The following is a 23,426-nucleotide window of genomic DNA, read 5'->3' as shown; positions in this document are numbered from 1 at the left end:
GTGGCTGGGTCGTGGAAATGCGACTACCTGGGGTATGGGATGAGTTGGCACTCGCAGCCTAGACTGCGAGTGGCAACCATGAGCCTGCGCCGTGTGCGCGACCGTCTCAGGGAACTGCTGCGAGGGGTGCGGGGCCACAAGATGGCGAATGTCATCGAGCGGGTAAACCCGGTGCTGCGAGGCTGGGCAGGCTACTTCAAGCTCAGCCAGAGCAAGCGTCCACTGGAAGAGCTGGATGGCTGGGTCAGGCACAAACTTCGCTGTGTCATCTGGCGGCAATGGAAGCAGCCCTCTACGAGGGCGCGCAACCTGATGCGCCTGGGATTGAGCGAGGAGCGTGCCTGCAAGTCGGCCTTCAATGGCCGAGGCCCGTGGTGGAACTCAGGAGCGCCGCATATGAATCAGGCGCTGCCGAAGAAGCTATGGGACAGACTTGGACTGGTCTCGATACTGGATACGATCAATCGGCTTAACCGCATGGCCTGAACCGCCGTGTACGGAACCGTACGCACGGTGGTGTGGGAGGACGGCGGCCGTGAGGCCGCCTCCTACCCGATCCTTTCACGCGAGTCACGCCATCCCGGCAGCGGGCAAACGGTAGATCCAGATGCGCCGCAGTATGGTCGAAAATTGCCCCCACAAGGTGCCGCAGTTGTAGTGCTGGCCGTAACGTTCGGCGATCAGGCGCACCCGCCAGTTCGGCATAGCGCCGCGCGGGCAGATCGGGGAACAGGCGCACCACGCCATAGCCGACGTCATCGTCCATGCCCAGTACGTTGGTGTCGGTGTGATGCACGTGGTTATGCGTATGCCGCCAGAAATCGGCGGGCCCGACGATGCCCCATTCGTACTGGCGCCCGGCGAATTCCGGGTCGTTCATCCAATCGTACTGGCCGTGCATCACGTTGCGGCCCAGTTCCATGTTCTCGAGGATCTTGCCCAGCCCCAGCAAGAAGGTGCCGAGCAGCCAGGTCGGCGGAAACCAACCCAGCATCAGCAGCGTGCGGCCACTCCAGCAGCACAGGCGCACCACACCACGCACACGGCGGATATAGCGCGCATCGGCCTCGCCCAGATCAGCCAGGCTGCGCTGACGCAACGCGTCCAGCTCCTGGCCGAAGGCTTCGAGCTCGGCAGGGGTCAACTCACGATCAGGACGATTGCTCACAGGTCGATCTCCACATTCCCATGCGGGGCGCTGACACATAGACGGATGGGCTGCCCCGGCTCGGCGAACAGCGCACCGCTGCGCAGATCGCGCACCGTGCCGGCCAGCAGCAGGCAGGTGCAACTGGTGCAGATGCCCTGGCGACAGCCATGAGCCGTGCGCAGCCCGCTGGCCTCGGCCTGCTCCAGCAGACTGGCATTGCCGTCGCCAGAAACCTGCTGGCCGCTGCGCGCAAAGCGCAGACGAACCTCGCCGGTATCGGCCTCAGCCCGCACGGGCAGTGGACTGAAGCTTTCCGCCTGCAGACTGCGCCCGGAGTCGCGCCACCAGCCGCACGCCTGATCGACGAAACCACGCGGGCCGCATATCAACAGGTGCGCGCCCGGCAGCGCAACCAGCTGTTCGGCCGTCAGGCGGCCACCCGTCTCGGCACTGAAGGTCCAGCGCACCTGGAAGCTGGTGTAGCGCGCAGCCAGCGCCTGCAGCTCTTCTGCAAAGGCCTGCTGCCCCCCCGGCGACGAACCTGATGCTGCAGCGTCACCGGCGCAGAAAAACCACGCGCCAGTGCATCACGCAACAAACCGAGCAACTGCGTGATGCCACTGCCAGCCGCCAGCAGCAACACCGCATTCTGCTCCTGCGGCCAGGCGAAATCGCCAAATGCCTGACCCAACTCGACCACCTCACCCACCTCCAGATGATCGAGCAGCACATTGGACAAGCGCCCGCCCGGCTGGCGTTTGATCGCAAGCTCGATGCGCCCGGCGGCAGCCACCGACGTCAGGCTGTAACTGCGCCCGTGACGCACGCCGTCCTGCTCCAGATACAGCTGGACATGCTGCCCGGCTCGCCAGTCCCGTGCATTGCCATTGCAGCGCAGCTCAATTGCCAGCACGTCGTCGGCCACCCAGCGGCGCGCCTCGACCCTGGCGAATACGCGGTTGAGGCGCAGCGCCGGGTGTAGCAGGCGCAAGCACAGATCGACATCCGCCTCATGCAACCAACCGGCCGCACAGAGTCGGCGCAGCGGTTGCAGACCGCGAGCGACATGCCGCGCCAGTGACAGGGAAAGCAGAGCCATAAGCAGAATCCAGTGACACTTGTGCACAAGGCTGACAGATAGCCTGTATTTCAGTTAACAGTCGCTCACCGAACCGCACCCGTGCGGTTCGACGCTGACGCCGTGCTTTTGCTAGAGTGCGGCATCGCTCAATGACCCGACTTCGCATGACGCCACGCGCCGAACAGAAGCAGCAGACTCGCCAGTCTCTGATGGACGCCGCCCTCACCTTGATGGAGAGCGGGCGTGGCTTTGGCAGCCTGAGCCTGCGCGAAGTGACGCGTGTCGCCGGTATCGTGCCCACCGGCTTCTACCGCCATTTCGCCGACATGGACGAACTCGGCCTGGCACTGGTGGCGGAAGTCGGTGAGACCTTTCGCGCGGCGATCCGCCAGGTGCGCCGCCATGAATTCGAGATGCGCGGCATGATCGATGCCTCGGTGCGCATCTTCCTCGCTGAAGTGGCGGCCAATCACGCTCAGTTCCTCTTTCTCGCCCGTGAGCAGTACGGAGGCTCGCGCCCCGTGCGCCAGGCCATTGCCGCCCTGCGCGAACGCATCACCAGCGACCTGGCCGCCGATCTCAAGCTGATGAACCGCATGCCGCACCTCGACGATGCGGCGCTCGACGTGGTCTCGGATCTGGTGGTCAAAACCGTTTTCGCCACCTTGCCCGAGCTGATCGATCCGCCCGCCGAAACCCTACCCGCGCACCTCACCGCAGAGGCCAAGGTCATCCAGCAACTGCGCTTTATCATGGTCGGTGGCAAACACTGGCTGGGGCTGGGCAAGCCATCCGAGTAGCCCGCACCAAAACCGCGCAAGCCTGAAGAAAACGCACCAAATAAACTCCGACCGCTTCGTCACGTTATCCACAACTCGCCTGAACCTCGCGCCCTGCGCCACTCTTCAGCCTTGGCAAGCCACTTGCACTATTTCCGGGCACATTGCCCCGGAATAGATACGCATGCTGGTGATCCACTCCCGAATCGCGCCGCAGAGCGCCTGCGACGCCGAACTGGAACTGACCTTCGAAGCCCGCAGCAAGAGCCGCCTGCGCTGCTTCACCACTGACGGTGAAGAGGTCGGCCTGTTTCTCGAACGCGGCCAGCCGGCACTGGCCGATGGCGAGTGCCTGCTGGCCAAGGATGGCCGCATCGTGTGCGTGCGCGCCAAGGCCGAGCCGCTGCTGCATGTGACCTGCGCCAGCCCCTTCGAGCTGATGCGCGCCGCCTATCACCTGGGCAACCGCCATGTCGCCCTGCAACTGGGCGATGGCTGGCTGCGCCTGCCGGATGACTACGTACTCAAGGCCATGCTGGAGCAGCTCGGCGCCACGGTCGAAGCCATCGAAGCGCCCTACCAGCCCGAACAGGGCGCCTATGGCGGCGGTCACCATCACTCCCATCATGGCGACGAGGAATTCAACTACGGCCCGCGCTTGCACCAATTCGGTGTGCGCAAGTGAGCCGAGCCACGCCGACTACGCGCACCGGGGCCTGGGAATGAAACCGGTCTGGGCATTGCTGCGCCTGGCCAGCCCGCAACTCCCCATTGGCGGCTACAGCTACTCGCAAGGCCTGGAATGGGCCATCGACAGCGGCCTTGTGCATGACGAAAGCAGCGCCGAACGTTGGTTGGTCGATCAGTTGCTGTTGAACCTCGCCCGCTTCGAAGCGCCACTGCTGCTTGCGCATTGCCGTGCGGCGGACGAGTGCGACTGGACACGCCTGCAGGAACTGGCCGAACAGCACCGCGCCAGCCGGGAAACCCGCGAGCTGGCTCTGGAAAGCCGGCAGATGGGCTATTCGCTGCGGCAACTACTCGCAGGCCTGCCCGAACTGGACGAAGCCGCACGCGAGGCGCTCGCAGCCCAGGACGAGCCCGGCCTGGCACTGGCCTGGGCGCTGGCCGCGCGCGCCTGGCAGATCACCCCGGACGATGCCCTGGCCGCCTGGCTCTGGGGCTGGCTGGAAAACCAGCTGGCCGTACTGATGAAGGTGCTGCCGCTGGGCCAGCAGGCCGCCCAGCGCCTGACCAGCCGCCTGCTGCCGACGCTCGAGGCCGCCCAGCAGCAGGCCGCCAGCCTTTCTCCCGAACACTGGGGCAGTGCCGCCTTCGGCCTGGCCCTGGCGAGCATGGCGCACGAGCGCCAGTACTCGCGTCTCTTCCGCTCCTGACGAGGAACATCAGCACATGAACAGCCAACCTCTGCGTGTCGGTATCGGCGGCCCGGTCGGTTCCGGCAAGACCGCCCTGACCCTGGCCCTCTGCCGCGCCCTGCGCGAGCGCTACAACATCGCCGTGGTCACCAACGACATCTACACCCAGGAAGACGCCCAGTTCCTGGTGCGCAACGAGGCCCTGGAGCCCGAACGAATCATCGGCGTGGAAACCGGCGGCTGCCCACACACCGCCATCCGCGAGGACGCCTCGATCAACCTGGAAGCCGTGGAGCAGCTCAACCGCCGCTTCCCTGGCCTGGACCTGATCATCGTCGAGTCCGGCGGCGACAACCTGTCGGCCACCTTCAGCCCCGAGCTGTCCGACCTGACCCTGTACGTGATCGACGTCTCCGCCGGCGACAAGCTGCCGCGCAAAGGCGGCCCGGGCATCTGCAAGTCCGACCTGCTGGTGATCAACAAGGTCGATCTAGCGCCCATGGTCGGCGCCTCACTGGAGGTGATGGAGCGCGACACGCTGAAGATGCGCGGCGACAAACCCTTCGTCTTCAGCAACCAGAAAATCGGCCAGGGTCTCGACGAGATCATCGCCTTCATCGAACGCCAGGGCATGCTCACGGCGGCCTGATTCCCCATTCAAGGAGATACTCATGAATCTGCGTAAAACCCTCTACGCCATCGCCCTGTTCTGCACCCCGGCACTGGCCTTCGCCCACCCAGGGCATGGCGATTCCGGGATCATGGCCGGCCTGGCCCACCCGGTGTTTGGCCTCGATCACCTGCTGGCGATGTTCGCCGTTGGCCTGTGGGCCGCGCAGCAGAATGGCGCAGCGCGCTGGGCGCTGCCGGCGACCTTCGTCGGCAGCATGCTGGTCGGCGGCCTTCTCGGCTTCGCCGGTGTGGAAATACCGCTGATGGAAACCGGCATCGCCGGCTCGGTGCTGGCCTTCGGCCTGCTGGTAGCCGTGGCTGCACGTCTGCCGATGGCGGTATCCGTCGCCCTGACCGCCCTCTTCGCCCTGACCCACGGCGTCGCCCACGGTCTGGAGCTGCCGGATCTGGCCAGCCCCTTCGGTTATGCCATCGGCTTTATCGTCGCCACGGCCGCGCTGCACGCCATCGGTTTCGCCCTGGTGCGCTTTCTGCCACAAGCAGCCGCACCACTGGTACGCATCGCTGGCGCTGCGTCGGCCGCCACCGGTGTCTGGCTGCTGGCCAGCTAAGCGCCGATAGCTCCTGAGGTACAGGTCACCCATCGTGGGCGCCCGCGGCACACCCTACGCGATAGCGTAGGGTGCCGATGTAGACGCATACACCGCAGACACTGCCGGTAGCGATGCGCTACCGGCGTTTGCCGTTGCACTTGCCAACGCCCCTGCGCTGGGGCACAAAGTCCCGAACCGCTTTCGAGACCCGGCCCATGCTGCGCTTCACCCGATCTCTGCTCGTCCCGCTGCTGCTGATCGGCATCATCGTGCTGGTACTGACGCTGACCAGCCGTCAGGCGAGCATGCCTGCGGTGCTCGAAGACCTCGGCGAACGCCCTCTGGTGATCGCCCATCGCGGTGGCAAGGGGCTGTGGCCGGAGAACACCCTGTTCGCCTTCGAACGCGCCGCTGCCCTCGGCGTCGACATGCTGGAGATGGATCTGCACCTGAGTCAGGATGCCAAACTGGTGGTGATCCATGATGAAACCCTGGAACGCACCACCAATGGCCAGGGGCCGGTCGCGCACTTCAGCCTCGCCGAACTGCAAGCGCTCGATGCCGGCTACAAATGGACGGCCGATGGTGGCCAGAGCTATCCCTACCGTGGCCAGGGTACGCGCATCGCCGCGCTGGAAGAGGTGTTCGAGCGCTTCCCATTGATCCCCAAGGCGCTCGAAATCAAGGTGCCCGATGTCGGCATGGAAGCTGTGCTCTGCGAAATGCTGGCGGCTTATGACCAACTCGATCGAGTCATCGTCGGCAGCTTTCATGAGCGCAGCCTCAAACGCTTTCGTGAGCTCTGCCCGGAGGTCGCCACCTCGGCCGGACCGGTTTCGGTGCGCCTGCTGCTGGCGCTGAATTGGCTGGGCCTGAGTGACCTGCTGTCGCCCTCCTATCCAGTGCTGCAGATTCCTCCCCAGCACAGCGGCCTGACCCTGGCCACCCCGCGCCTCATACGCAATGCACGGACGCGTGGCTTGCACGTACAGCTGTGGACGATCAACGAACAACCGGAAATGCGGCGATTGCTGGAAATGGGCGCCAACGGTCTGATCACCGACTACCCGGATCGCGCCTTGCAACTGCTCGGCCGCTCCACACAGCTCGGCGCGCTGCAGCCACAATGATGGCGAGCAACTCGCCACTTGCTCTTCGAGCCCGCCCGACAGGCGCTTGATGACCTTGCCACCAGCTTATCCACAGACCTGCCAACAGAACCCGGGGATAACCTGCTGTGCCGACAGAGCGGCCGGCGAAAATACTGGACAACTCGACCCGCCTTCGCTCTCGTCCGAGCCTTCAAAGGCGCTGATCAAAAAATCAGCAAAGCGCTGAAAGACCCGCCACATGGAGCCCTCAGCAATGCTTACAGCGCTTACCAACAAAACTATCCACAGACATCGTGGACAACCAACAACCGTCCCCCAAAAGCCCTTCTATATTGTCAACCCCCTGTGCACAAAGGAAAAATTCCGTTGCTCAAATATTCGTCAGCACGGCCTGAACGACGCACGGCGAGGCCAGCAGAGGAGCACCACCAGCTTACCCACAGAGATACCCACAGACCCCGTGGAAAACTTTATTATCAGCGCCTGGCACGCCATCTGCTATGAACATCAGGCTTCCCTGCCCCCTTGTAAGGACACTCCATGTTCAGCTTCTTCCTCGCCGCCATGCTCCTCGGCTTCGTCTTCAATGCGGCCCCCGGTGCCGTGTTCAGCGAAACCCTGCGCCGCGGGCTGCGTGACGGCTACAAACCGGCATTGTTGGTACAGATCGGCTCGCTGGTGGGCGATGCCACCTGGGCCGCCCTGGGCCTGACCGGCCTGGCTCTGCTGCTCGACAGCGCGCAGATTCGCTATCCGCTGACGCTGGCCAGCGCGCTCTACCTGGCCTGGCTCGGTTATCAATCACTGCGCGACGCCCATCGCCCGCCGCAACCCAGCGACGATGCTCAGGTCGCCGCCGGTAGCGCATTCGCTGCGGGCGCTACGCTGTCGCTGACCAACCCGCAGAACATCGTCTACTGGGCCGCCATGGGCGGGGCGATGGCCGCCATCGGCGTTGCCCAGCCAACGCCGACGCACCTGGCGGTGTTCTTCGCCGGCTTCATGGTGTCCTCGCTGCTCTGGTGCTTCATCTGCGCCGGTCTGGTGGACTGGTTTCGCCGCGCCGCGTCGCTACTCTGGCACCGCCTGACTTACGCAGCCTGCGGCGTGGTGCTGCTGGGTCTGGCCGGGATGAGTGCGATGGAACTGGTCTGAGCGAGCCGCGACTATCGCCATCATCGAAACAATCTAACGGCGCGGCGCCAGCAACGGGACTAGCCTGAACCACATGTCCCAGCGTCAGGAAGCCGCGCCATGTACCTCAACGATCTGCTCAAGCAATTGCTCGCCAGTTACGCCTGCGCCACCTGCGGCATTGATACGCGGCACTGATACTTGGTGCGAGCGCAGCGGCTGGTTACCCTTGGCTCATTTGCCCAAGGAGTCGTTGCATGTTCCTGCGTAGTGTCTGTGTCTTCTGTGGTGCCAGCCCTGGCGCCAGTCCCGTTTACCGCGAGGCTGCCGAAGCGCTCGGCCAACACCTGGCCGAGCGCGGCATTCGCCTGATCTATGGCGGTGGCGCCGTCGGCCTGATGGGCGTGGTCGCCGATGCGGCGCTCAATGCCGGTGGCGAGGTGATCGGCATCATCCCGCAAAGCCTGGAACGTGCCGAGATCGGCCATCGCAACCTGACCTGCCTGGAGGTGGTGGATGGCATGCATGCACGCAAGGCACGCATGGCCGAGCTGGCCGATGCCTTCATCGCCCTGCCCGGTGGCCTCGGCACCCTGGAAGAGCTGTTCGAGGTGTGGACCTGGGGCCAGTTGGGTTACCACGCCAAACCGCTGGGCCTGCTGGAGGTGAACGGTTTTTACAGCAAACTCGGCGACTTCCTAGATCATCTGGTTGCCGAGCGCTTCGTTCGCCCACAGCACCGCGAGATGCTGCAGATCGCAGGCAACCCGCAAAACCTGCTCGATGCCCTCAGCGAATGGCGACCCAGCGCGGCGCCGAAGTGGGTAGATCGCGCGCCCGTCTGAACCTGTACGCAGACATGTAACACAATGCTACGCTCTGCGGCTTCTCTCTCATGGAAGCCGCAACATGGCCGGAAGCAGCCTGCTCGCCCTGATCGACGACATCAGCACGGTACTCGACGACGTCGCCACCATGACCAAGATCGCCGCGCGCAAGACCGCCGGCGTACTGGGCGACGACCTCGCGCTCAATGCCCAGCAGGTCACCGGCGTCAAGGCGGATCGCGAACTGCCGGTGGTCTGGGCCGTGGCCAAGGGCTCGCTGGTCAACAAGGCGATTCTGGTGCCGGCTGCGCTGCTGATCAGCGCCGTGGCGCCCTGGCTGGTGGTGCCCTTGTTGATGCTCGGCGGTCTGTTCCTCTGCTACGAAGGCGCCGAGAAGCTGCTGCACAAACTGCTGCACAAGCATGAGGATGACGAACAACAGGCACACCTGGAAGCCATCGCCGACCCTGCCGTCGACCTGGTGGCATTCGAACGCGACAAGATTCGCGGCGCCGTGCGTACCGACTTCATTCTCTCCGCGGAGATCATCGCCATCACCCTGGGCACCGTCGCCACTGCCAGTTTCCTCAATCAGGTGCTGGTGCTCAGCGGCATCGCCCTGGTGATGACCGTCGGCGTCTATGGCCTGGTGGCCGGCATCGTCAAGCTCGACGACGCCGGGCTCTACCTCAGCCAGCGCACCAGCGCCTTCGCCCAGGCCTGCGGCCGCGGCATCCTGCGCCTGGCCCCCTGGCTGATGAAGGCATTGTCGGTGATCGGCACAGCGGCCATGTTCATGGTCGGCGGCGGCATTCTCAGTCATGGCCTGCCGCCGGTGGAAAGCGCCGTGCATCACGCCGCCGAATGGGTCGCGCGCGACGCCGGCCACCTGCTCTCGGCGATAGTGCCGACGCTGCTCAATGCCCTGCTGGGCATCGTCGCCGGCTTGCTCAGCGTACCGCTGGTCAGCCTCGCCACACGTCTGTGGCAGGCGCTCCGCAAACCGTAATCCGCTTAAGAACGCTCACTTTCTCATCAATCGTCTGCGCCCCTTGCCGGGCGCTGTCGAGGCTGGCTTTCCCCAAGCTTATCCACAGCTTGCTCCACGTCTTTCGTGGATAACCGGCCAGCGCCTTTCCAGACACGCGCGGAAACTTTGACTTCTCACTCAAGCAATTCATTTCAAAGCATTTTTCAGTGGCGAGCAGGTGTCCTGAGCAAAAGCTGAGCAGACACCCAGAAAGCCCGCGGAAACAGGCCTCGAGCGGGCATTGCAGAGCTTCCCCACAGAACTATCCACAGCTTTTCTGGATAACCAGGCGTGGCGTTCGGTCGCATCCATAAGCGCAGGCAGTTGTGCGAGCCTCTTCAGACCTGACCGGGTTATCAGAAATTGGAGGAATCAAGATGTTGCGTAACGTTGCCCTGCTGGCGCTGCTTGGGCTCGCCAGTACACCGCTTCTGGCTGCCGAATGCGCGGTGGATGTCGAGTCAACCGATCAGATGACCTTCAACACCCAGGCCATCTCCGTCAGCAAGAGCTGCAAGACCTTCACCGTCAACCTCAAGCACACCGGCTCGCTGCCCAAGACCGCGATGGGCCATAACTGGGTGCTGAGCAAGACCGCCGACATGCCCGGCGTGGCCACCGACGGCATCTCTGCCGGCCCGGACGCCAGCTACCTCAAGGCCGGCGACGAGCGTGTGATCGCCTATACCGATCTGATCGGCGGTGGCGAAAGCACTTCGGTGACCTTCGATGTCAGCAAGCTGGCGGCAGGCGAAGACTACAGCTTCTTCTGCTCCTTCCCTGGCCACTACTCGCTGATGAAAGGCAGTCTGGCCCTGGTCGACTGAGGCTGCCACAAACCGTGGGAGATGCGCCTGTCGTGTCCTCCCACGAACCTCATCCCAGCGGCAGCACCGTCACCTGCACGTCCGGGTCGTGGCTGCCGCCCCCCAGAATCACCCCACGCAACGGCGACACGTCGGAGAAATCCCGGCCCCAGGCCAGGGTGATGTGCTCCAGTGCCGGGCGCACATTATTGGTTGGGTCGAAATCCACCCAGCCCTGCCGCGGGCAATACAGCGACACCCAGGCATGCGAGGCGTCGGCGCCGATCAGACGTGGCTGGCCGGGTGGTGGCTGGGTCAGCAGGTAGCCGCTGACGTAACGCGCCGCCAGGCCGCGCGAGCGCAGGCAGGCGAGCATCAGGTGGGCGAAGTCCTGGCAGACCCCACGCTTTTCCTCCAGTACCTGCAGCAGCGGCGTCGCCACCTGAGTGGCTTCGGCATCGAAACTGAATTCGTCGAAAATCTTCTGCATCAGCGCCTGGCACGCCTGCAGCAGCGGGCGCCCCGGCGTGAAGCAATCGTCGGCGTAGCCGGCGAACACCTGCTTGAGGCGCACGTAGGGCGACTCGAAACGGTAGCGTGCCGCCTCCAGCAACGCAGGCTCCATCCGTTTACCGCTGTAGCTGAGCGCGGCGCACGCGGCCTCCCAGTTCGGCGAGTCGTCCAGCTCCAGCGGCGCACGCGCCAGCACCTCGACGCGCAACCGCGCGCTGACGACCAGCGCCTCATGCGGGCGCTCGAACACCAGCCGGGTCAGCGGGTTGCCGAACACGTCCAGACCGTCGCGGCGCTGACAGGGCTGCGGATCGATGCGCAGCTCCCGTTCATGGCAACGCTGCCAGGGGCATTCGCGCGGCCACAGGTGCGCCAGCTGCTGGGCCAGGGAAACCGGCGCCGAGTATCGGTAATGGGTGTCGTGAAGCACCTGATACAGCGCGCTGCTCATGAGGATTGCGTCCGCTGGCTGACATCGACATGGGCGAAGAAGCGCAGCCCGAGGTGATCGGATACCGCACCGGCAGCCTCGCTGATGGCCACCAGCAAATCGGCCAGGCCTTCGAGCACCGCGCGGGTGCTGCCTGGGCCGAACAACGGGTTTTCCAGGCTGGCGAGGCTGAAGGCCGTGAGTTGCTCCTCCAGATAAGCCAGGTAACGCTCAGCGGGCAACTCGAAGCGCTCGTGAAGCCCTTCCAGCGAACGCTGCAGGGTGCGCATCTGGAAGATCACGGCGTGCGGGTTCTGCTCATCGAGCAACAGCAGGTCGAGCACCGGGATCAACTGCGCCGAAGCCAGGTAGCGGGTGCGGTAGGTGATGCTGCTGTTACCCAGTTCCAGCAGCCACTCCAGCGCTGATTGATCGGTGGCTGAACCGCTGCGCAGGAAGCCGGCGAAGCTGTCGCAGAGAAACTGCAAACGCTCGATATAGCGGCCGAACATGAGAAAGCGCCAGCCGTCATCGCGGGTCATGTCGTCGAGGGCGAAGCCCGACAGCGCCGCCAACGACATCAGCAGGCGGTTGAGAAAATCCAGCAGTTCACCGAAGTCGGCCGGCTGGCCTTCAAGCAGCTGCGCCTCGCGCTGCAATTCCACCAGCGCCTGCCAGTTGGCCTGGGACAGCTTGCCGCGCACACTGCCAGCGGCCCACTGCAAGCGCTGCAGATTGGAGCGCAGGCTGGCCGGCCAGTCGCTGCCCAGCAGCGCCTGCAGCAGACGCTCGGCCAGCTCGCCCTCCTCGGGATCTGCCAGTAGCCCCAATTCCTGCGCCAATGCCAGCGCGCTCTGCAGCGCCTGCGGGTCGTCATCGTCATCGACGTAGCGCGCCAGCATGATGCGCAGCAGGCGCGCATTGCCCTCGCAGCGCTCGGCGTAACGACCGAACCAGTACAGGTTCTCCACCACGCGTGAAGGCAGGAAGGGGTCGCTGCGCACCAGGTCGGCAGTACCCAGGGTGCGTTGCGTCTGCCAGGGCTCGCCACCGCTCTGCCGCGTGCCGAGCACCCAGGTGTCCTTGCTCGCCCCGCCGCGCTGCATCGACACCACCTCGGCATCGGCCTCGGCGGCCGCGCGGGTCAGGCCACCGGGCATCACCCGGTAGCCATCGGCACTGGCCACGGCGAACACACGCATGCCGATGGCCCGCGGCTGCAAACCGCTGCCATCCCACACCGGCGCCTGCGACAGCTTGGCCCGCGTTTGCGCGACATAGGCGTAGGGGCGTGCCTGTAGTCGTTCGGCCAGTTTGGCGCGCTGCGCCTCGTCCAGGTCACGACCGAACACCGGCGTGAAGCTCTGCGAGGGGAACGCCGGACGCACCAGCAACTGGTCGAGTTTCTCCAGCGCCTCGTCCAGCACCGGCGGCTCGCCGCACCACCAACTGGCGATGGACGGCAATAGCAGTTCCTCACCCAACAGGTGCTCGCTGATCGCCGGCAAGAAACCGGGCAGACCGGGCGACTCCAGCACGCCGCTGCCCAGCGCGTTGGCCACCAGCACGCGACCACGGCGCACGGCTTCGAGCAGGCCAGGCACGCCGAGGGCGGAATCGGTGCGCAGCTCCAGCGGGTCGCAGTAGTCGTCGTCGAGGCGGCGCAGCACCGCGTGCACGCGGCGCAGGCCGGCCAGGGTCTTGAGGTAGAGGGTGGCGTCGCGCACGGTGAGGTCGCTGCCTTCGACCAGCGGGTAGCCGAGCTGACGCGCCAGGTACAGGTGCTCGAAATAGCTTTCGTTGAAGCGCCCCGGCGTCAACAGCACCACCAGCGGCGTCTCGCCCCCACTCGGCGCCTGACGCGCCAGGGTGTCCTGCAGGGTACGGAAGAAACCGGCCAGGTACTGCACGCGCAGGTCGCGGTACAGCTCGGGGAAGGCGCGCGAGACGATCTGCCGGTTCTCCAGCGCGTAGCCGGCGCCAGAGGGCGCCTGGGTACGGTCGGCGGTGACCCACCAACGGCCGTCCGGCGCACGGGCAAGATCCACCGCATACAGGTGCAGCCAGGTGCCGCCCGGTGCCTGCATGCCCTGACAGGGCCAGAGGAAGTTGTTATGGCCGAACACCAGCTCGGTCGGCAGCAGGCCTTCGGCGATCAGCTTCTGCGGGCCATACAGATCGGCCAGCACGCGGTTGAGCAGGGTCGCACGCTGCGCCACGCCGGCGGCGATCTGCTGCCACTCGTCAGCGGGGATCAGGTTGGGCAGCAGGTCGAGTTCCCACGGACGGTCGGCGCCATCCGGATCGGCGTAGACGTTGTAGGTAACGCCGTTTTCCTGGATCTGCCGCGCCAGCATGGCCTCACGCTGCGCCAGGTGCTCCGGGCGGCTGCGCGCCAGTTGCTCGTACAGACGGCGCCAGTGCGGGCGCACGTTGCCCTTGGCGTCGAGCAGTTCGTGGTAGGCGCCGTTAGGCGGCGGGTAATCGGCTAGCAGGTCGTGCATGGCAGGCTCGAAAAGGTTTGACGCAAGACGTTCCCTGTAGGAGCCCGCTTGCGGGCGATGCTTTTATGCGTGCATCGAATCGCCCGCAAGCGGGCTCCTACGGGTTGTTCAATCAAACGCGACGCAGATCCAGGGTCATCGGCAGTTCATTATTGTCTATCGGCTGCATGACAGGGCGCTTGCCTGGGCTATAGCCCAGGCGGAAGAAGCGTGCCAGGCGCCGGCTCTCGGCCTCGTAGGCGTTGACCGGCAGGCTGTCGTAGTTGCGACCGCCCGGATGCGCCACATGGTACTGGCAACCGCCCAGCGAGCGCTGCATCCAAGTGTCGATGAGGTCGAACACCAGCGGCGCATGCACACCGATGGTCGGTTGCAGACAACTGGCCGGCTGCCAGGCGCGGAAACGCACACCACCAACGAACTCGCCAACCTTGCCGGTCGGGCGCAGCGGCACCGGCACGCCGTTGCAGGTCAACACATAGCGATCCGGGGCCATGCCGTTCACCTTCACCTGCAGCCGCTCCAGGGACGAGTCGACGTAGCGTACGGTGCCACCGACCGCCCCCTCCTCACCCAACACGTGCCAGGGCTCCAGTGCCTGGCGCACTTCCAGGTCGATACCCTTGACCATGAAGTCGCCGGCCTTGGGAAAACGGAACTCCAGATGCGGGGCGAACCACTCACTGCGCAGTCGATAGCCGAAGGCGCCCAGCTCCTGCAGCACGTCAGCGAAATCCTGCTCGATGAAATGCGGCAGCAGAAAGCGGTCGTGCAACTCGGTGCCCCAGCGCACCAGTTTCGCCGGCTGGTAGGGCTCCTGCCAGAAACGGGCGATAAGCGCGCGCAGCAGCAGTTGTTGAGCCAGGCTCATCTGCGCATGCGGCGGCATCTCGAAGGCCCGCAACTCGAGCAGGCCGAGGCGGCCACTGGCCGAATCCGGCGAGTACAGCTTGTCGATGCAGAACTCGGCGCGATGGGTGTTGCCGGTGACGTCAACCAGCAGGTTGCGCAGCAGCCGGTCGACCAGCCACGGCGGGCAATCGCGGCCCGGTTCAGGCATCTGCGCGAAGGCGATCTCCAGCTCATACAAGGCATCGTTGCGCGCCTCATCCACACGCGGCGCCTGCGAGGTCGGGCCGATAAACAGACCGCTGAACAGATAGGACAGCGACGGGTGGTTGTGCCAATAGCTGATCAGGCTACGCAGCAGATCGGGACGGCGCAGGAAGGGCGAATCCCCCGGCGTCGCCCCGCCGAGGACGAAGTGATTGCCGCCTCCGGTGCCGGTGTGGCGCCCGTCGATCATGAACTTCTCGCTGGACAGGCGCGACTGCCGCGCTGCCTCGTAGAGAAATTCGCAGCGCTCGACCAGCTCATCCCAACTGGCAGCTGGGTGGATGTTGACCTCGATCACACCCGGATCGGGGGTGACACGGAAGTACTGCAGGCGCGGGTCCAGCGGCGGCTCATAGCCTTCCAGCAAGACCGGACACTTGAGCTCGGCAGCCACGGCCTCGATGGCCGCGACCAGCTCCAGGTAGTCTTCGAGATGGCTCAACGGCGGCATGAACAGGTACAGGCGCCCCTCGCGCGGCTCGGCACAGAGCGCGGTGCGCACGATACCGGCCGCCGATTGCCCACTGGCCGGACGCGCGCTCTGTGGGCCGGCACTGGCGCCGCGCCAGACACCGCGCAGCTGACGCTGGATCTGCGCCGGGCTGGGCAACGGCGGCAGCGCCTGACTGGGGTCGACCGGATTGACGTAGGGGTAGTCGGCCTGACTGACCCAGGGCAGCGAATCCAGCGGCAGGCGATAACCCAGCGCCGAATCACCGGGCAGCAGGCGGCAATGTTCGTCGCGCAGGAACCAGCGCCCGCTCTGCCAGCCCTCGCCCACCACCTGGCGCGCCAGCGGCAGCACGTGGCCAACCACGGCATCGAGGCCCTGATCGAACACCTTGCGCAGACGCTCGCGCTCCAGCGGGTCGCTCAGGCGTGGATCGTCCGGGGTGACGTTGTCCGGTAGCTTGCGCTCGCGCCACAGGTAATAGAACCAGTCCTCATAGGCCGGGAAAACGTTGCCGCCATCTACGCCCAGATGCGCCGCCAGGGTGGCGAGAAAGCGTGAGGCCGTTTCTGCCGTAGCGCCATAACCGCGCTTCTCATCGGCCAGCAGCTTGGGGTCGTGCCACAGCGGTTCGCCATCGCGGCGCCAGAAGCAGTTCAGCGACCAGCGCGGCAACTGCTCGCCGGGGTACCACTTGCCCTGGCCGAAATGCACCAGCGCCTTGGGCGCGTAGTGACTGCGCAGGCGATAGAACAGGTCGGCAGCCAGGCGGCGCTTGTTCGGCCCCAGTGCGGCGGTGTTCCACTCGTCGTCATCGGGGTAATCGAGGGCGACGAAGGTCGGCTCGCCGCCCATGGTCAGGCGCACGTCGTGTCTGTGCAGGTCATCGTCGATCTGCTGGCCCAGCGACTGGATCGCCTGCCATTGCGCCTCGCTGTAGGGTTTGGTGACGCGTGGTGCTTCCCACACACGCTCGACGCTCATCAGGTGCTCGAACGCCACCTCGCACTCGTCCAGCCCGCCGGTGATCGGCGCCGCCGAGGATGGCTCCGGGCTGCACGCCAGTGGAATGTGGCCTTCGCCAGCAAACAGGCCTGAAGTGGGGTCGAGACCGACCCAGCCGGCGCCGGGGAAATACACCTCGCACCAGGCGTGCAGGTCGGTGAAGTCCTTGTCGGTGCCGGATGGACCGTCGAGGGCTTTGACGTCGGCAGTGAGCTGGATCAGGTAGCCGGAGACGAAGCGCGCCGCCAGGCCCAGGTGACGCAACAGCTGCACCAGCAGCCAGGCCGAATCGCGGCACGAACCGGCGGCCAGCTCGAGCGACTGTTCCGGCGTCTGCACGCCCGGCTCCATGCGAATCAGGTAGCGGATGTCCGCCGACAGGCGCTGGTTCAGCTCGACCAGAAAATCGATGCTGGGCACCGGCTCGCGGGAAATGCCGGCCAGGTACTTGGCGAACAGCGGCGTGGCCGGCAGCTTGACTAGGTACGGCGCCAGCTCGCGCTGCTCGCCCTCGGTGTAGGCGAAGGGAATGCGCTCGGCATAGGGCTCGAGGAAGAAGTCGAAGGGGTTGAACACCGCCATCTCGGCGACCAGGTCCACCTCGACCTTGAACTCGCGAGTCTTCTCGGGAAACACCAGGCGCGCCAGGTAGTTGCCCTGCGGGTCCTGCTGCCAGTTGATGAAGTGCTGGCCCGGTTCGACCTTCAGCGCATAGGAAAGGATGCGTGTGCGACTGTGCGGCGCCGGCCGCAAACGTACGACTTGTGGCCCAAGGTTCACCGCACGGTCGTAGCGGTAGTGGGTGACGTGGTGCAGCGCGACATGAATCGACACGGCGGCCTCCTGCTAGCCTGGACGATACTCAGTGCAGCGCAAGACTTATGCCAGCGCCGCGACACCGTTTTTCAAGGGTGAGCGTTGAGTCAAGCCCTATAGCAGTGCGCAACACGCACCAGCCACGAATGAATGCACAGCAATGGCGCAGAGCACAACTGACAGCAGCACTCTATGTAATTCGACCATGCACACAGCATGACGCCAGCTCGAAGCTGGCGTCATGTTCAACGCGGCACAGCTGGACGCGGCTTCTTCTTGCCGCTGGCACCTTTGCCGCTATTTTTCTTCTGTTCCTGCAACTTGGCAAAGGCGGCCGCCTTGGCCTGCTCACGCTTGTCCCAGGGCTTGCTGCCGTCGCTGGCACGAGGCGGCAAGCCGGTGTGCTGAGTGAGCATCTTGCCTGCATTACCCGCCTTCTTGCTGCCGACCGGCGTGGAGTTCTTACGCCGCGCACTCTGGTAACCATCATCAGCAGTTGGCTGGTTAGCCGGGATCAGTTGATGCTTGGCCGGGCCAATCAGATCACTGCGGCCCATGCGCGTCAGTGCCTCACGCAGCAGCGGCCACCCTTTCGGATCGTGGTAGCGCAGGAAGGCCTTGTGCAGGCGACGCTGCTGCTCGCTCTTGACGATCTCGACGCCGTCGCTCTTGTAGGTCACCTTGCGCAGCGGGTTCTTGCCCGAGTGATACATGGCCGTGGCGGTGGCCATCGGCGACGGGTAGAACGCCTGTACCTGGTCGGCACGGAAACCGTTGCGCTTGAGCCACAGGGCGAGGTTCATCATGTCCTCGTCGGTGGTGCCCGGATGCGCGGCGATGAAGTACGGGATCAGATACTGCTCCTTGCCCGCCTCCTTCGAGTACTTCTCGAACATCTGCTTGAAGCGGTCGTAGCTGCCGATCCCCGGCTTCATCATCTTGTCCAGCGGGCCACGCTCGGTGTGCTCCGGAGCGATCTTCAGGTAGCCGCCAACGTGATGGGTGACCAGCTCCTTGACGTACTCCGGCGACTCCACGGCCAGGTCGTAGCGCAGGCCGGAGGCGATCAGGATCTTCTTCACCCCTGGCAGCGCGCGCGCCTTGCGGTACAGCTCGATCAGGGAGGAGTGATCGGTATTGAGGTTCTCGCAGATACCGGGGAACACGCACGACGGCTTGCGGCAGTGCTTCTCGATCTCCGGGTCCTTGCAGGCGATGCGGTACATGTTGGCGGTCGGCCCGCCGAGGTCGGAGACCACGCCGGTGAAGCCCGGCACCTTGTCGCGCATCTCCTCGATCTCGCGGATGATCGACTCGTGCGAACGGTTCTGGATGATGCGCCCCTCGTGCTCGGTGATCGAGCAGAAGGTGCAGCCGCCGAAGCAGCCGCGCATGATGTTCACCGAGAAACGGATCATTTCGTAGGCCGGGATCTTCTCCTTGCCATAGGCCGGGTGCGGCACGCGCGCATAGGGCATGCCGAATACGTAGTCCATTTCCTCGGTGGTCATGGGGATGGGTGGCGGGTTGAACCACACGTCCACCTCGCCATGCTTCTGCACCAGCGCGCGGGCGTTGCCCGGGTTGGTTTCCAGATGCAGCACGCGGTTGGCGTGGGCGTAGAGCACGGGGTCGTTGCGCACCTTCTCGAACGACGGCAGACGGATCACCGTCTTCTCGCGGGTCATACGCGGGCTGTCGAGAATCTGCACGACCTTGGCTTCGTTGGGGTCTTCGACCTCACCTTTGGCCTGCTCGATGGCACAGGCCTCGGTGTCCTGCGTATTGACGTAGGGGTTGATGATCTTGTCGACGCGGCCCGGACGGTCGATACGGGTGGAGTCGACCTCATACCAGCCTTCGGGCGTGTCACGCCGAATGAAGGCCGTACCGCGTACATCGCTGATGGCCTCTACCTGCTCGCCACGCGACAGACGCTGGGCGATCTCGACCACCGCGCGCTCGGCGTTGCCGTAAAGCAGGATGTCGGCGGTGGCGTCCATCAGAATCGAACGGCGGACCTTATCCTGCCAGTAGTCGTAATGGGCGATACGACGCAAGGATGCCTCGATGCCGCCCAGCACCACCGGCACGTGGCTGTAGGCCTCCTTGCAGCGCTGGCTGTAGACCAGGCTGGCGCGATCCGGGCGCTTACCGGCCAGGCCGCCGGGCGTATAGGCGTCGTCGGAGCGGATCTTCTTGTCGGCGGTGTAGCGGTTGATCATCGAGTCCATGTTGCCGGCAGCGACACCGAAGAACAGGTTCGGCTCGCCGAGCTTCATGAAGTCGTCTTTGCTGCGCCAATCCGGCTGGGCAATGATGCCCACGCGAAAGCCCTGGGCTTCGAGCAGACGACCGATGATGGCCATGCCGAACGAAGGATGATCGACGTAGGCGTCACCGGTGACGATGATGATGTCGCAGCTGTCCCAGCCGAGCTGATCCATCTCTTCCCGGCTCATCGGCAGGAAGGGCGCAGGCCCGAAACACTCGGCCCAGTACTTGGGATAGTCGAACAGCGGCTTGGCGGCTTGCATATTTTTTGATCAATGGGCTATCACGAGGGGCGCGGATAATAGCACAAATATTGACCAAACCAGACTGTTGCACTGGGTTTAATACCGCCTGCACGCACTGCGACGAGCGCTCAAGCACGCGCCTGGCTCACTGGTCAGGGCATCGGCTCTGGCGCAGCACCGACCTGGGCAAAGAAAGGACAGAAAAATCAGATATTTTCCTGCAGTAGCCATACGCCATATTTGTTTTCGTCCGATAACAATCCTGTGCATATACTCAAGCTACTCGGTCAGCCGACTCCAGGACATCTATGCTGCAGCGCTTCGCCTTACTGCTCGCTCTTCTGTTGGGACTGTCGACCACGGGCCTGGCAGCGGCATCCGTGGTGCTCACCGACGCCAGCAGCGGCATGCCGCTCAATGCGCATATCGAGCTACTGGAGGACGACCAGGGCACTCTGACCATCGATGACCTTGCCGCCCCTGAGCAGCAGTCGCGCTTTCAACCGGCCAATGGCCGTGCCAGTGTCGGCCAGAGCCTCAATCCCTGGTGGATCAAGCTCACCCTGCAACGCGATATGCGTGCCCCCGCCCACTGGGTACTGGAAGTGGGCTCGGTGACCCAACTCGACCTGCAGCTCCATCAACCCGACGGCCAGGGCGGCTGGCTGGTGCGTCAAGCCGGCGAGCGCGTCGCCTTCAGCGAGAACCGCGACCACCCCTACCGACGCATGGTGTTCGACCTGCCAGCCCTGGGTGAACAGCCAACGACCTTCTACCTGCGCGCCTTCGACCCAGCGGGCAACTCCTTCCCGCTGCGCATCTGGCAGCTCGACGACCTCACGCAACTGGCCACCCGCGAGAATCTGGCGCTCGGCGTCATCTACGGCGTGGTCTTCGCACTGCTGCTGTACAACCTGTTCATCCTCATCTCGCTGCGCGACAAGGCCTATTTCTGGTATGTGCTGACCACCGCCTTCGCCCTGCTGTTCATCATGAGCATGACCGGTCACGGCGCGCAGTACTTGTGGCCGAACCACCCGGTGCCGGCGTGGCTCGACCGCATCACCTTGCCGTCGTTGTGGGGCCTGTTCGCCAGTCGCTTCACCCAGACGCTGCTGCAAACGCGCGTTTACGTACGCTGGGCGCATCATCTGCTGAACATGGCCTGCGTGATCTATCTCATCGCCATCGTCCTGACCCTGTTCGATCAACGTTACCTGGCCGCCTGGGCCATCGCCCTGCTGTCGCTGACCAGTATCCCCGCCGCCCTGGGCAGCGCCGTGATCCGCTGGCGCCAGGGGTTCTTCCCGGCGCAGCTGTATCTTTACGGTTATGGTCTGGTCCTGGGCAGCGTCGCCATCCTGCTGCTGCGCACCACCGGAGTGCTGCAACCGGCTGAATGGAACGCCTACGTATTCCCGCTGGCCGTGGCAGCCGAATCGATCCTGTTCTCCTTCGCCCTGGCTTATCGCATCCAGATCCTCAAGCAGGAGCGCGCCGTTGCCCTGCAACAGGCAGACCGTGAGAAAACCGCTCGCCTGGCACAACTGCAGGCCAGCGCCGATGAACTGCAAGCAGCGGTGACCGCACGCACCGCCGAGCTGGCCGCGACCAACGAACAGCTACGCGACCGCGAACGCGAACTGCAGCACGCCGCCTTCCATGACTCGCTGACCGAACTGCCCAATCGACGCTATCTGGTCGAGCGTAGCGAGTCGGCCCTGGCTAACGCCGAGCGGCACAAGGAGAGCGTGGCTTTGCTGCTGATCGACCTGGATCACTTCAAACCAATCAATGACCGTTTTGGTCACGCAGCCGGTGACCTGATGCTGCAGGTGGTCGCCAAGCGCCTGCGCGAGCACGTTCGCGCAGGCGATGCGGTTGCCCGCCTGGGCGGCGATGAGTTCGCCGCTCTGATCTGCGGCAGCGATGCCGAAAGCCAGGCCAGGGAGATCGCTGAACGCCTGCTGGCAGAACTATCCGAGCCCGTGCACTACGGTGCCGAACGCCTGCGCGTGACCATCAGCATCGGCGTGGCGCTCTATCCGCGCCATGCGAGAAATTTCACCGGGCTGTACAAGGCGGCAGACATGGCCCTTTACCGGGTAAAGGAACTGGGTCGCTCCGGTTCGCGCGTGCATGGCGACAATGGCGAGCTCAGCGAACAGGCCTGCCTGGAGCTGGACGTACTGAAAGTCCCGAGCGGGCTGGCCTGATCAGCCAATATAGCGCCGAGGCACCCGCGCGGTGACCTTGGTCAGCAACTCGTAGCCGATGGTGCCGCACGCCGTGGCCACCTCATCCACCGGCAATTGGCTGCCCCACAGTTCCACCGGCGAATCGATACCAGCCTCGGGCAGATCCGTGATATCCACCGCCAGCATGTCCATCGACACCCTGCCCGCCAACCCGGCACGCTGCCCCTCGACCAGCACCGGCGTGCCGCTGGGCGCATGGCGCGGATAACCATCGGCATAACCGCAGCTGACCGTGGCAATACGCGAGGGCCGCTCGGCCACCCAGGTCGCGCCATAACCAACGCTCTCACCGGCTGCCACTTCACGCACGGCGATCACCCGCGCAGCCAGGGTCATGGCCGATTTCAGCCCCAGTTCGCGTGCGCTCAGCTCGGCGAACGGCGTAGCGCCGTAGAGCATGATGCCGGGGCGCAGCCAGTCCATATGCGCGGCAGGAATGGTCAGCACGGCCGCCGAGTTGGCCAGTGAGCGATGATTGAAATCCAGATCCAGCAGATCGAGAAAACGCTCGACCTGCTGTTCGGTCAGCGGATGACCGCGCTCGTCGGCGCAGGCGAAGTGGCTGAGCAGGTTGAGCTCGGCGACCTGCTCAGCGTCTTCCAGCCGCCCATGCCACTGACGCAGGCTGGCGGCGTCGAAACCCAGGCGATGCATGCCGGAGTCGAGCTTGAGCCAGACATTGAGCGGACGTGCCAACTCAGCGGCAATCAGCGCCTCTGCCTGCGCCGCGCTCTGCACCACCACATCCAGTCCAAGCTGCGCGGCGATGGCGTATTCACTGGCCTCGAAGCAGCCCTCGAGCAGCAGGATGCGCGCCTCACCATGCATGGCGCGCACCTCGGCCGCCTCCTCCAGGCAGGCCACGGCAAAGCCATCGGCAACCTCGTGCAGCGCCGTCACCACCTCACGCACGCCATGCCCGTAGGCATTGGCCTTGACCACGGCGAAGGCCTGGCGCCCGGGCGCGCAGCGCTTGGCGACGGCGTAGTTATGAGCGATGGCAGAGAGGTCGACGATAGCGGCAAGCGGACGCATGACAGAAGGCCTGAACGAAAAACGGGCGCCCATCTTAACCGCTGGGCGCCCGTTTTCATTGATCTAGAGCGTAGCCCAATGAGATGGACTCCTCCCTCCTACGGCGTCATTGCGCCAGACTGTAGGTTACGAAACAAACAATCCCGGAGGGGGAGCCCGCATGAAACTTAAACGCATAGGCGTGGATTTGGCAAAGCAGGTTTTTCAAGTTCATGGTGTCGACAGCCATGAGCAGGTCAAATGCCGCAAGCAACT

General features: G+C 64.6%; 18 protein-coding genes and 2 pseudogenes. 13 read left to right on the top strand and 7 right to left on the bottom strand.

Annotation, left to right across the window (positions count from 1 at the left end; translation table 11 throughout):
* On the top strand, positions 1–486 hold a 486-nt coding region (locus DBO86_RS10010), incomplete at its 5' end, for a group II intron maturase-specific domain-containing protein (protein ID WP_279630231.1).
* A gap of 235 nt (positions 487–721) precedes the next feature.
* Here the strand turns inward: DBO86_RS10010 and DBO86_RS10005 are convergent.
* Both DBO86_RS10005 and DBO86_RS10000 read right to left on the bottom strand, forming a co-directional pair.
* Positions 722–1,207, bottom strand: a pseudogene (locus tag DBO86_RS10005) (fatty acid desaturase family protein); the annotation flags it as partial.
* Positions 1,165–2,249 (bottom strand): annotated as a pseudogene (locus DBO86_RS10000) (ferredoxin reductase). The pseudogenes DBO86_RS10005 and DBO86_RS10000, both read right to left, overlap by 43 nt.
* Before the next feature lie 146 nt (positions 2,250–2,395).
* On the opposite strand from DBO86_RS10000, the gene fabR reads away from it, so the two are divergent.
* The 10 genes from fabR (at position 2,396) to azu (ending at position 10,545) form a co-directional block, all read left to right on the top strand.
* Positions 2,396–3,031, top strand: coding sequence for an HTH-type transcriptional repressor FabR (gene fabR, locus DBO86_RS09995; RefSeq protein WP_108233602.1), 636 nt, complete (start codon positions 2,396–2,398; stop codon positions 3,029–3,031).
* Between the two features lie 163 nt (positions 3,032–3,194).
* Positions 3,195–3,695, top strand: coding sequence for an urease accessory protein UreE (gene ureE / locus DBO86_RS09990; RefSeq protein WP_108233601.1), 501 nt, complete (start codon positions 3,195–3,197; stop codon positions 3,693–3,695).
* A gap of 37 nt (positions 3,696–3,732) precedes the next feature.
* Positions 3,733–4,407, top strand: coding sequence for an urease accessory protein UreF (locus DBO86_RS09985; RefSeq protein ID WP_108233600.1), 675 nt, complete (start codon positions 3,733–3,735; stop codon positions 4,405–4,407).
* Between the two features lie 16 nt (positions 4,408–4,423).
* Complete coding sequence (ureG, locus tag DBO86_RS09980) at positions 4,424–5,038, top strand: urease accessory protein UreG (protein ID WP_003246865.1); 615 nt, start codon at positions 4,424–4,426, stop codon at positions 5,036–5,038.
* Positions 5,039–5,060: 22 nt separating this feature from the next.
* Entirely contained in the window at positions 5,061–5,633 is a 573-nt protein-coding gene (locus DBO86_RS09975) for a HupE/UreJ family protein (RefSeq protein WP_004423282.1), read from the top strand.
* Positions 5,634–5,830: 197 nt separating this feature from the next.
* Entirely contained in the window at positions 5,831–6,745 is a 915-nt protein-coding gene (locus DBO86_RS09970; RefSeq protein WP_108233599.1) for a glycerophosphodiester phosphodiesterase family protein, read from the top strand.
* A gap of 522 nt (positions 6,746–7,267) precedes the next feature.
* Positions 7,268–7,882, top strand: a complete 615-nt coding sequence (locus DBO86_RS09965) for a LysE family transporter (RefSeq protein WP_004423278.1) — start codon at positions 7,268–7,270, stop codon at positions 7,880–7,882.
* A 236-nt stretch (positions 7,883–8,118) separates the two neighbouring features.
* Positions 8,119–8,706: an LOG family protein gene (locus DBO86_RS09960; RefSeq protein WP_108233598.1), complete on the top strand. Its 588-nt coding sequence runs from the start codon at positions 8,119–8,121 to the stop codon at positions 8,704–8,706.
* 64 nt (positions 8,707–8,770) lie between these two features.
* Positions 8,771–9,697 carry a DUF808 domain-containing protein gene (locus tag DBO86_RS09955; RefSeq protein ID WP_075745270.1) on the top strand — a complete coding sequence of 309 codons (927 nt, stop codon included), beginning with the start codon at positions 8,771–8,773 and terminating at the stop codon, positions 9,695–9,697.
* Between the two features lie 398 nt (positions 9,698–10,095).
* Positions 10,096–10,545 carry an azurin gene (gene azu, locus DBO86_RS09950; protein ID WP_074855063.1) on the top strand — a complete coding sequence of 150 codons (450 nt, stop codon included), beginning with the start codon at positions 10,096–10,098 and terminating at the stop codon, positions 10,543–10,545.
* Between the two features lie 49 nt (positions 10,546–10,594).
* Here azu and DBO86_RS09945 read toward each other — a convergent pair whose 3' ends face one another.
* The 4 genes from DBO86_RS09945 to DBO86_RS09930 form a co-directional block, all read right to left on the bottom strand.
* Complete coding sequence (locus tag DBO86_RS09945; RefSeq protein WP_075745268.1) at positions 10,595–11,488, bottom strand: transglutaminase family protein; 894 nt, start codon at positions 11,486–11,488, stop codon at positions 10,595–10,597.
* Entirely contained in the window at positions 11,485–13,971 is a 2,487-nt protein-coding gene (locus DBO86_RS09940; protein ID WP_108233597.1) for a circularly permuted type 2 ATP-grasp protein, read from the bottom strand. The genes DBO86_RS09945 and DBO86_RS09940 overlap by 4 nt, the downstream gene beginning before the upstream one ends.
* Positions 13,972–14,083: 112 nt before the next feature.
* Positions 14,084–17,377 carry a transglutaminase family protein gene (locus DBO86_RS09935; RefSeq protein WP_108233596.1) on the bottom strand — a complete coding sequence of 1,098 codons (3,294 nt, stop codon included), beginning with the start codon at positions 17,375–17,377 and terminating at the stop codon, positions 14,084–14,086.
* 227 nt (positions 17,378–17,604) lie between these two features.
* The gene (locus tag DBO86_RS09930) at positions 17,605–19,896 is read right to left on the bottom strand and encodes a YgiQ family radical SAM protein (RefSeq protein WP_108233595.1); all 2,292 of its coding nucleotides are present in this window, start codon (positions 19,894–19,896) and stop codon (positions 17,605–17,607) included.
* A 290-nt stretch (positions 19,897–20,186) separates the two neighbouring features.
* On the opposite strand from DBO86_RS09930, the gene DBO86_RS09925 reads away from it, so the two are divergent.
* Positions 20,187–22,094, top strand: coding sequence for a diguanylate cyclase (locus DBO86_RS09925; RefSeq protein WP_108233594.1), 1,908 nt, complete (start codon positions 20,187–20,189; stop codon positions 22,092–22,094).
* Here DBO86_RS09925 and alr read toward each other — a convergent pair whose 3' ends face one another.
* Positions 22,095–23,171, bottom strand: coding sequence for an alanine racemase (alr, locus tag DBO86_RS09920; protein WP_108233593.1), 1,077 nt, complete (start codon positions 23,169–23,171; stop codon positions 22,095–22,097). It lies immediately after the preceding gene.
* A 160-nt stretch (positions 23,172–23,331) separates the two neighbouring features.
* On the opposite strand from alr, the gene DBO86_RS26565 reads away from it, so the two are divergent.
* Positions 23,332–23,426 (top strand): hypothetical protein (locus tag DBO86_RS26565; RefSeq protein WP_244185501.1); only part of this gene is annotated, 95 nt, incomplete at its 3' end.

The sequence above is a fragment of the Ectopseudomonas oleovorans genome (assembly GCF_003052605.1).
Classification (GTDB): domain Bacteria; phylum Pseudomonadota; class Gammaproteobacteria; order Pseudomonadales; family Pseudomonadaceae; genus Aquipseudomonas; species Aquipseudomonas oleovorans_A.
Note: the sequence above shows the minus strand (reverse complement) of the source record. Positions and strands in the feature narration are given on the sequence as shown.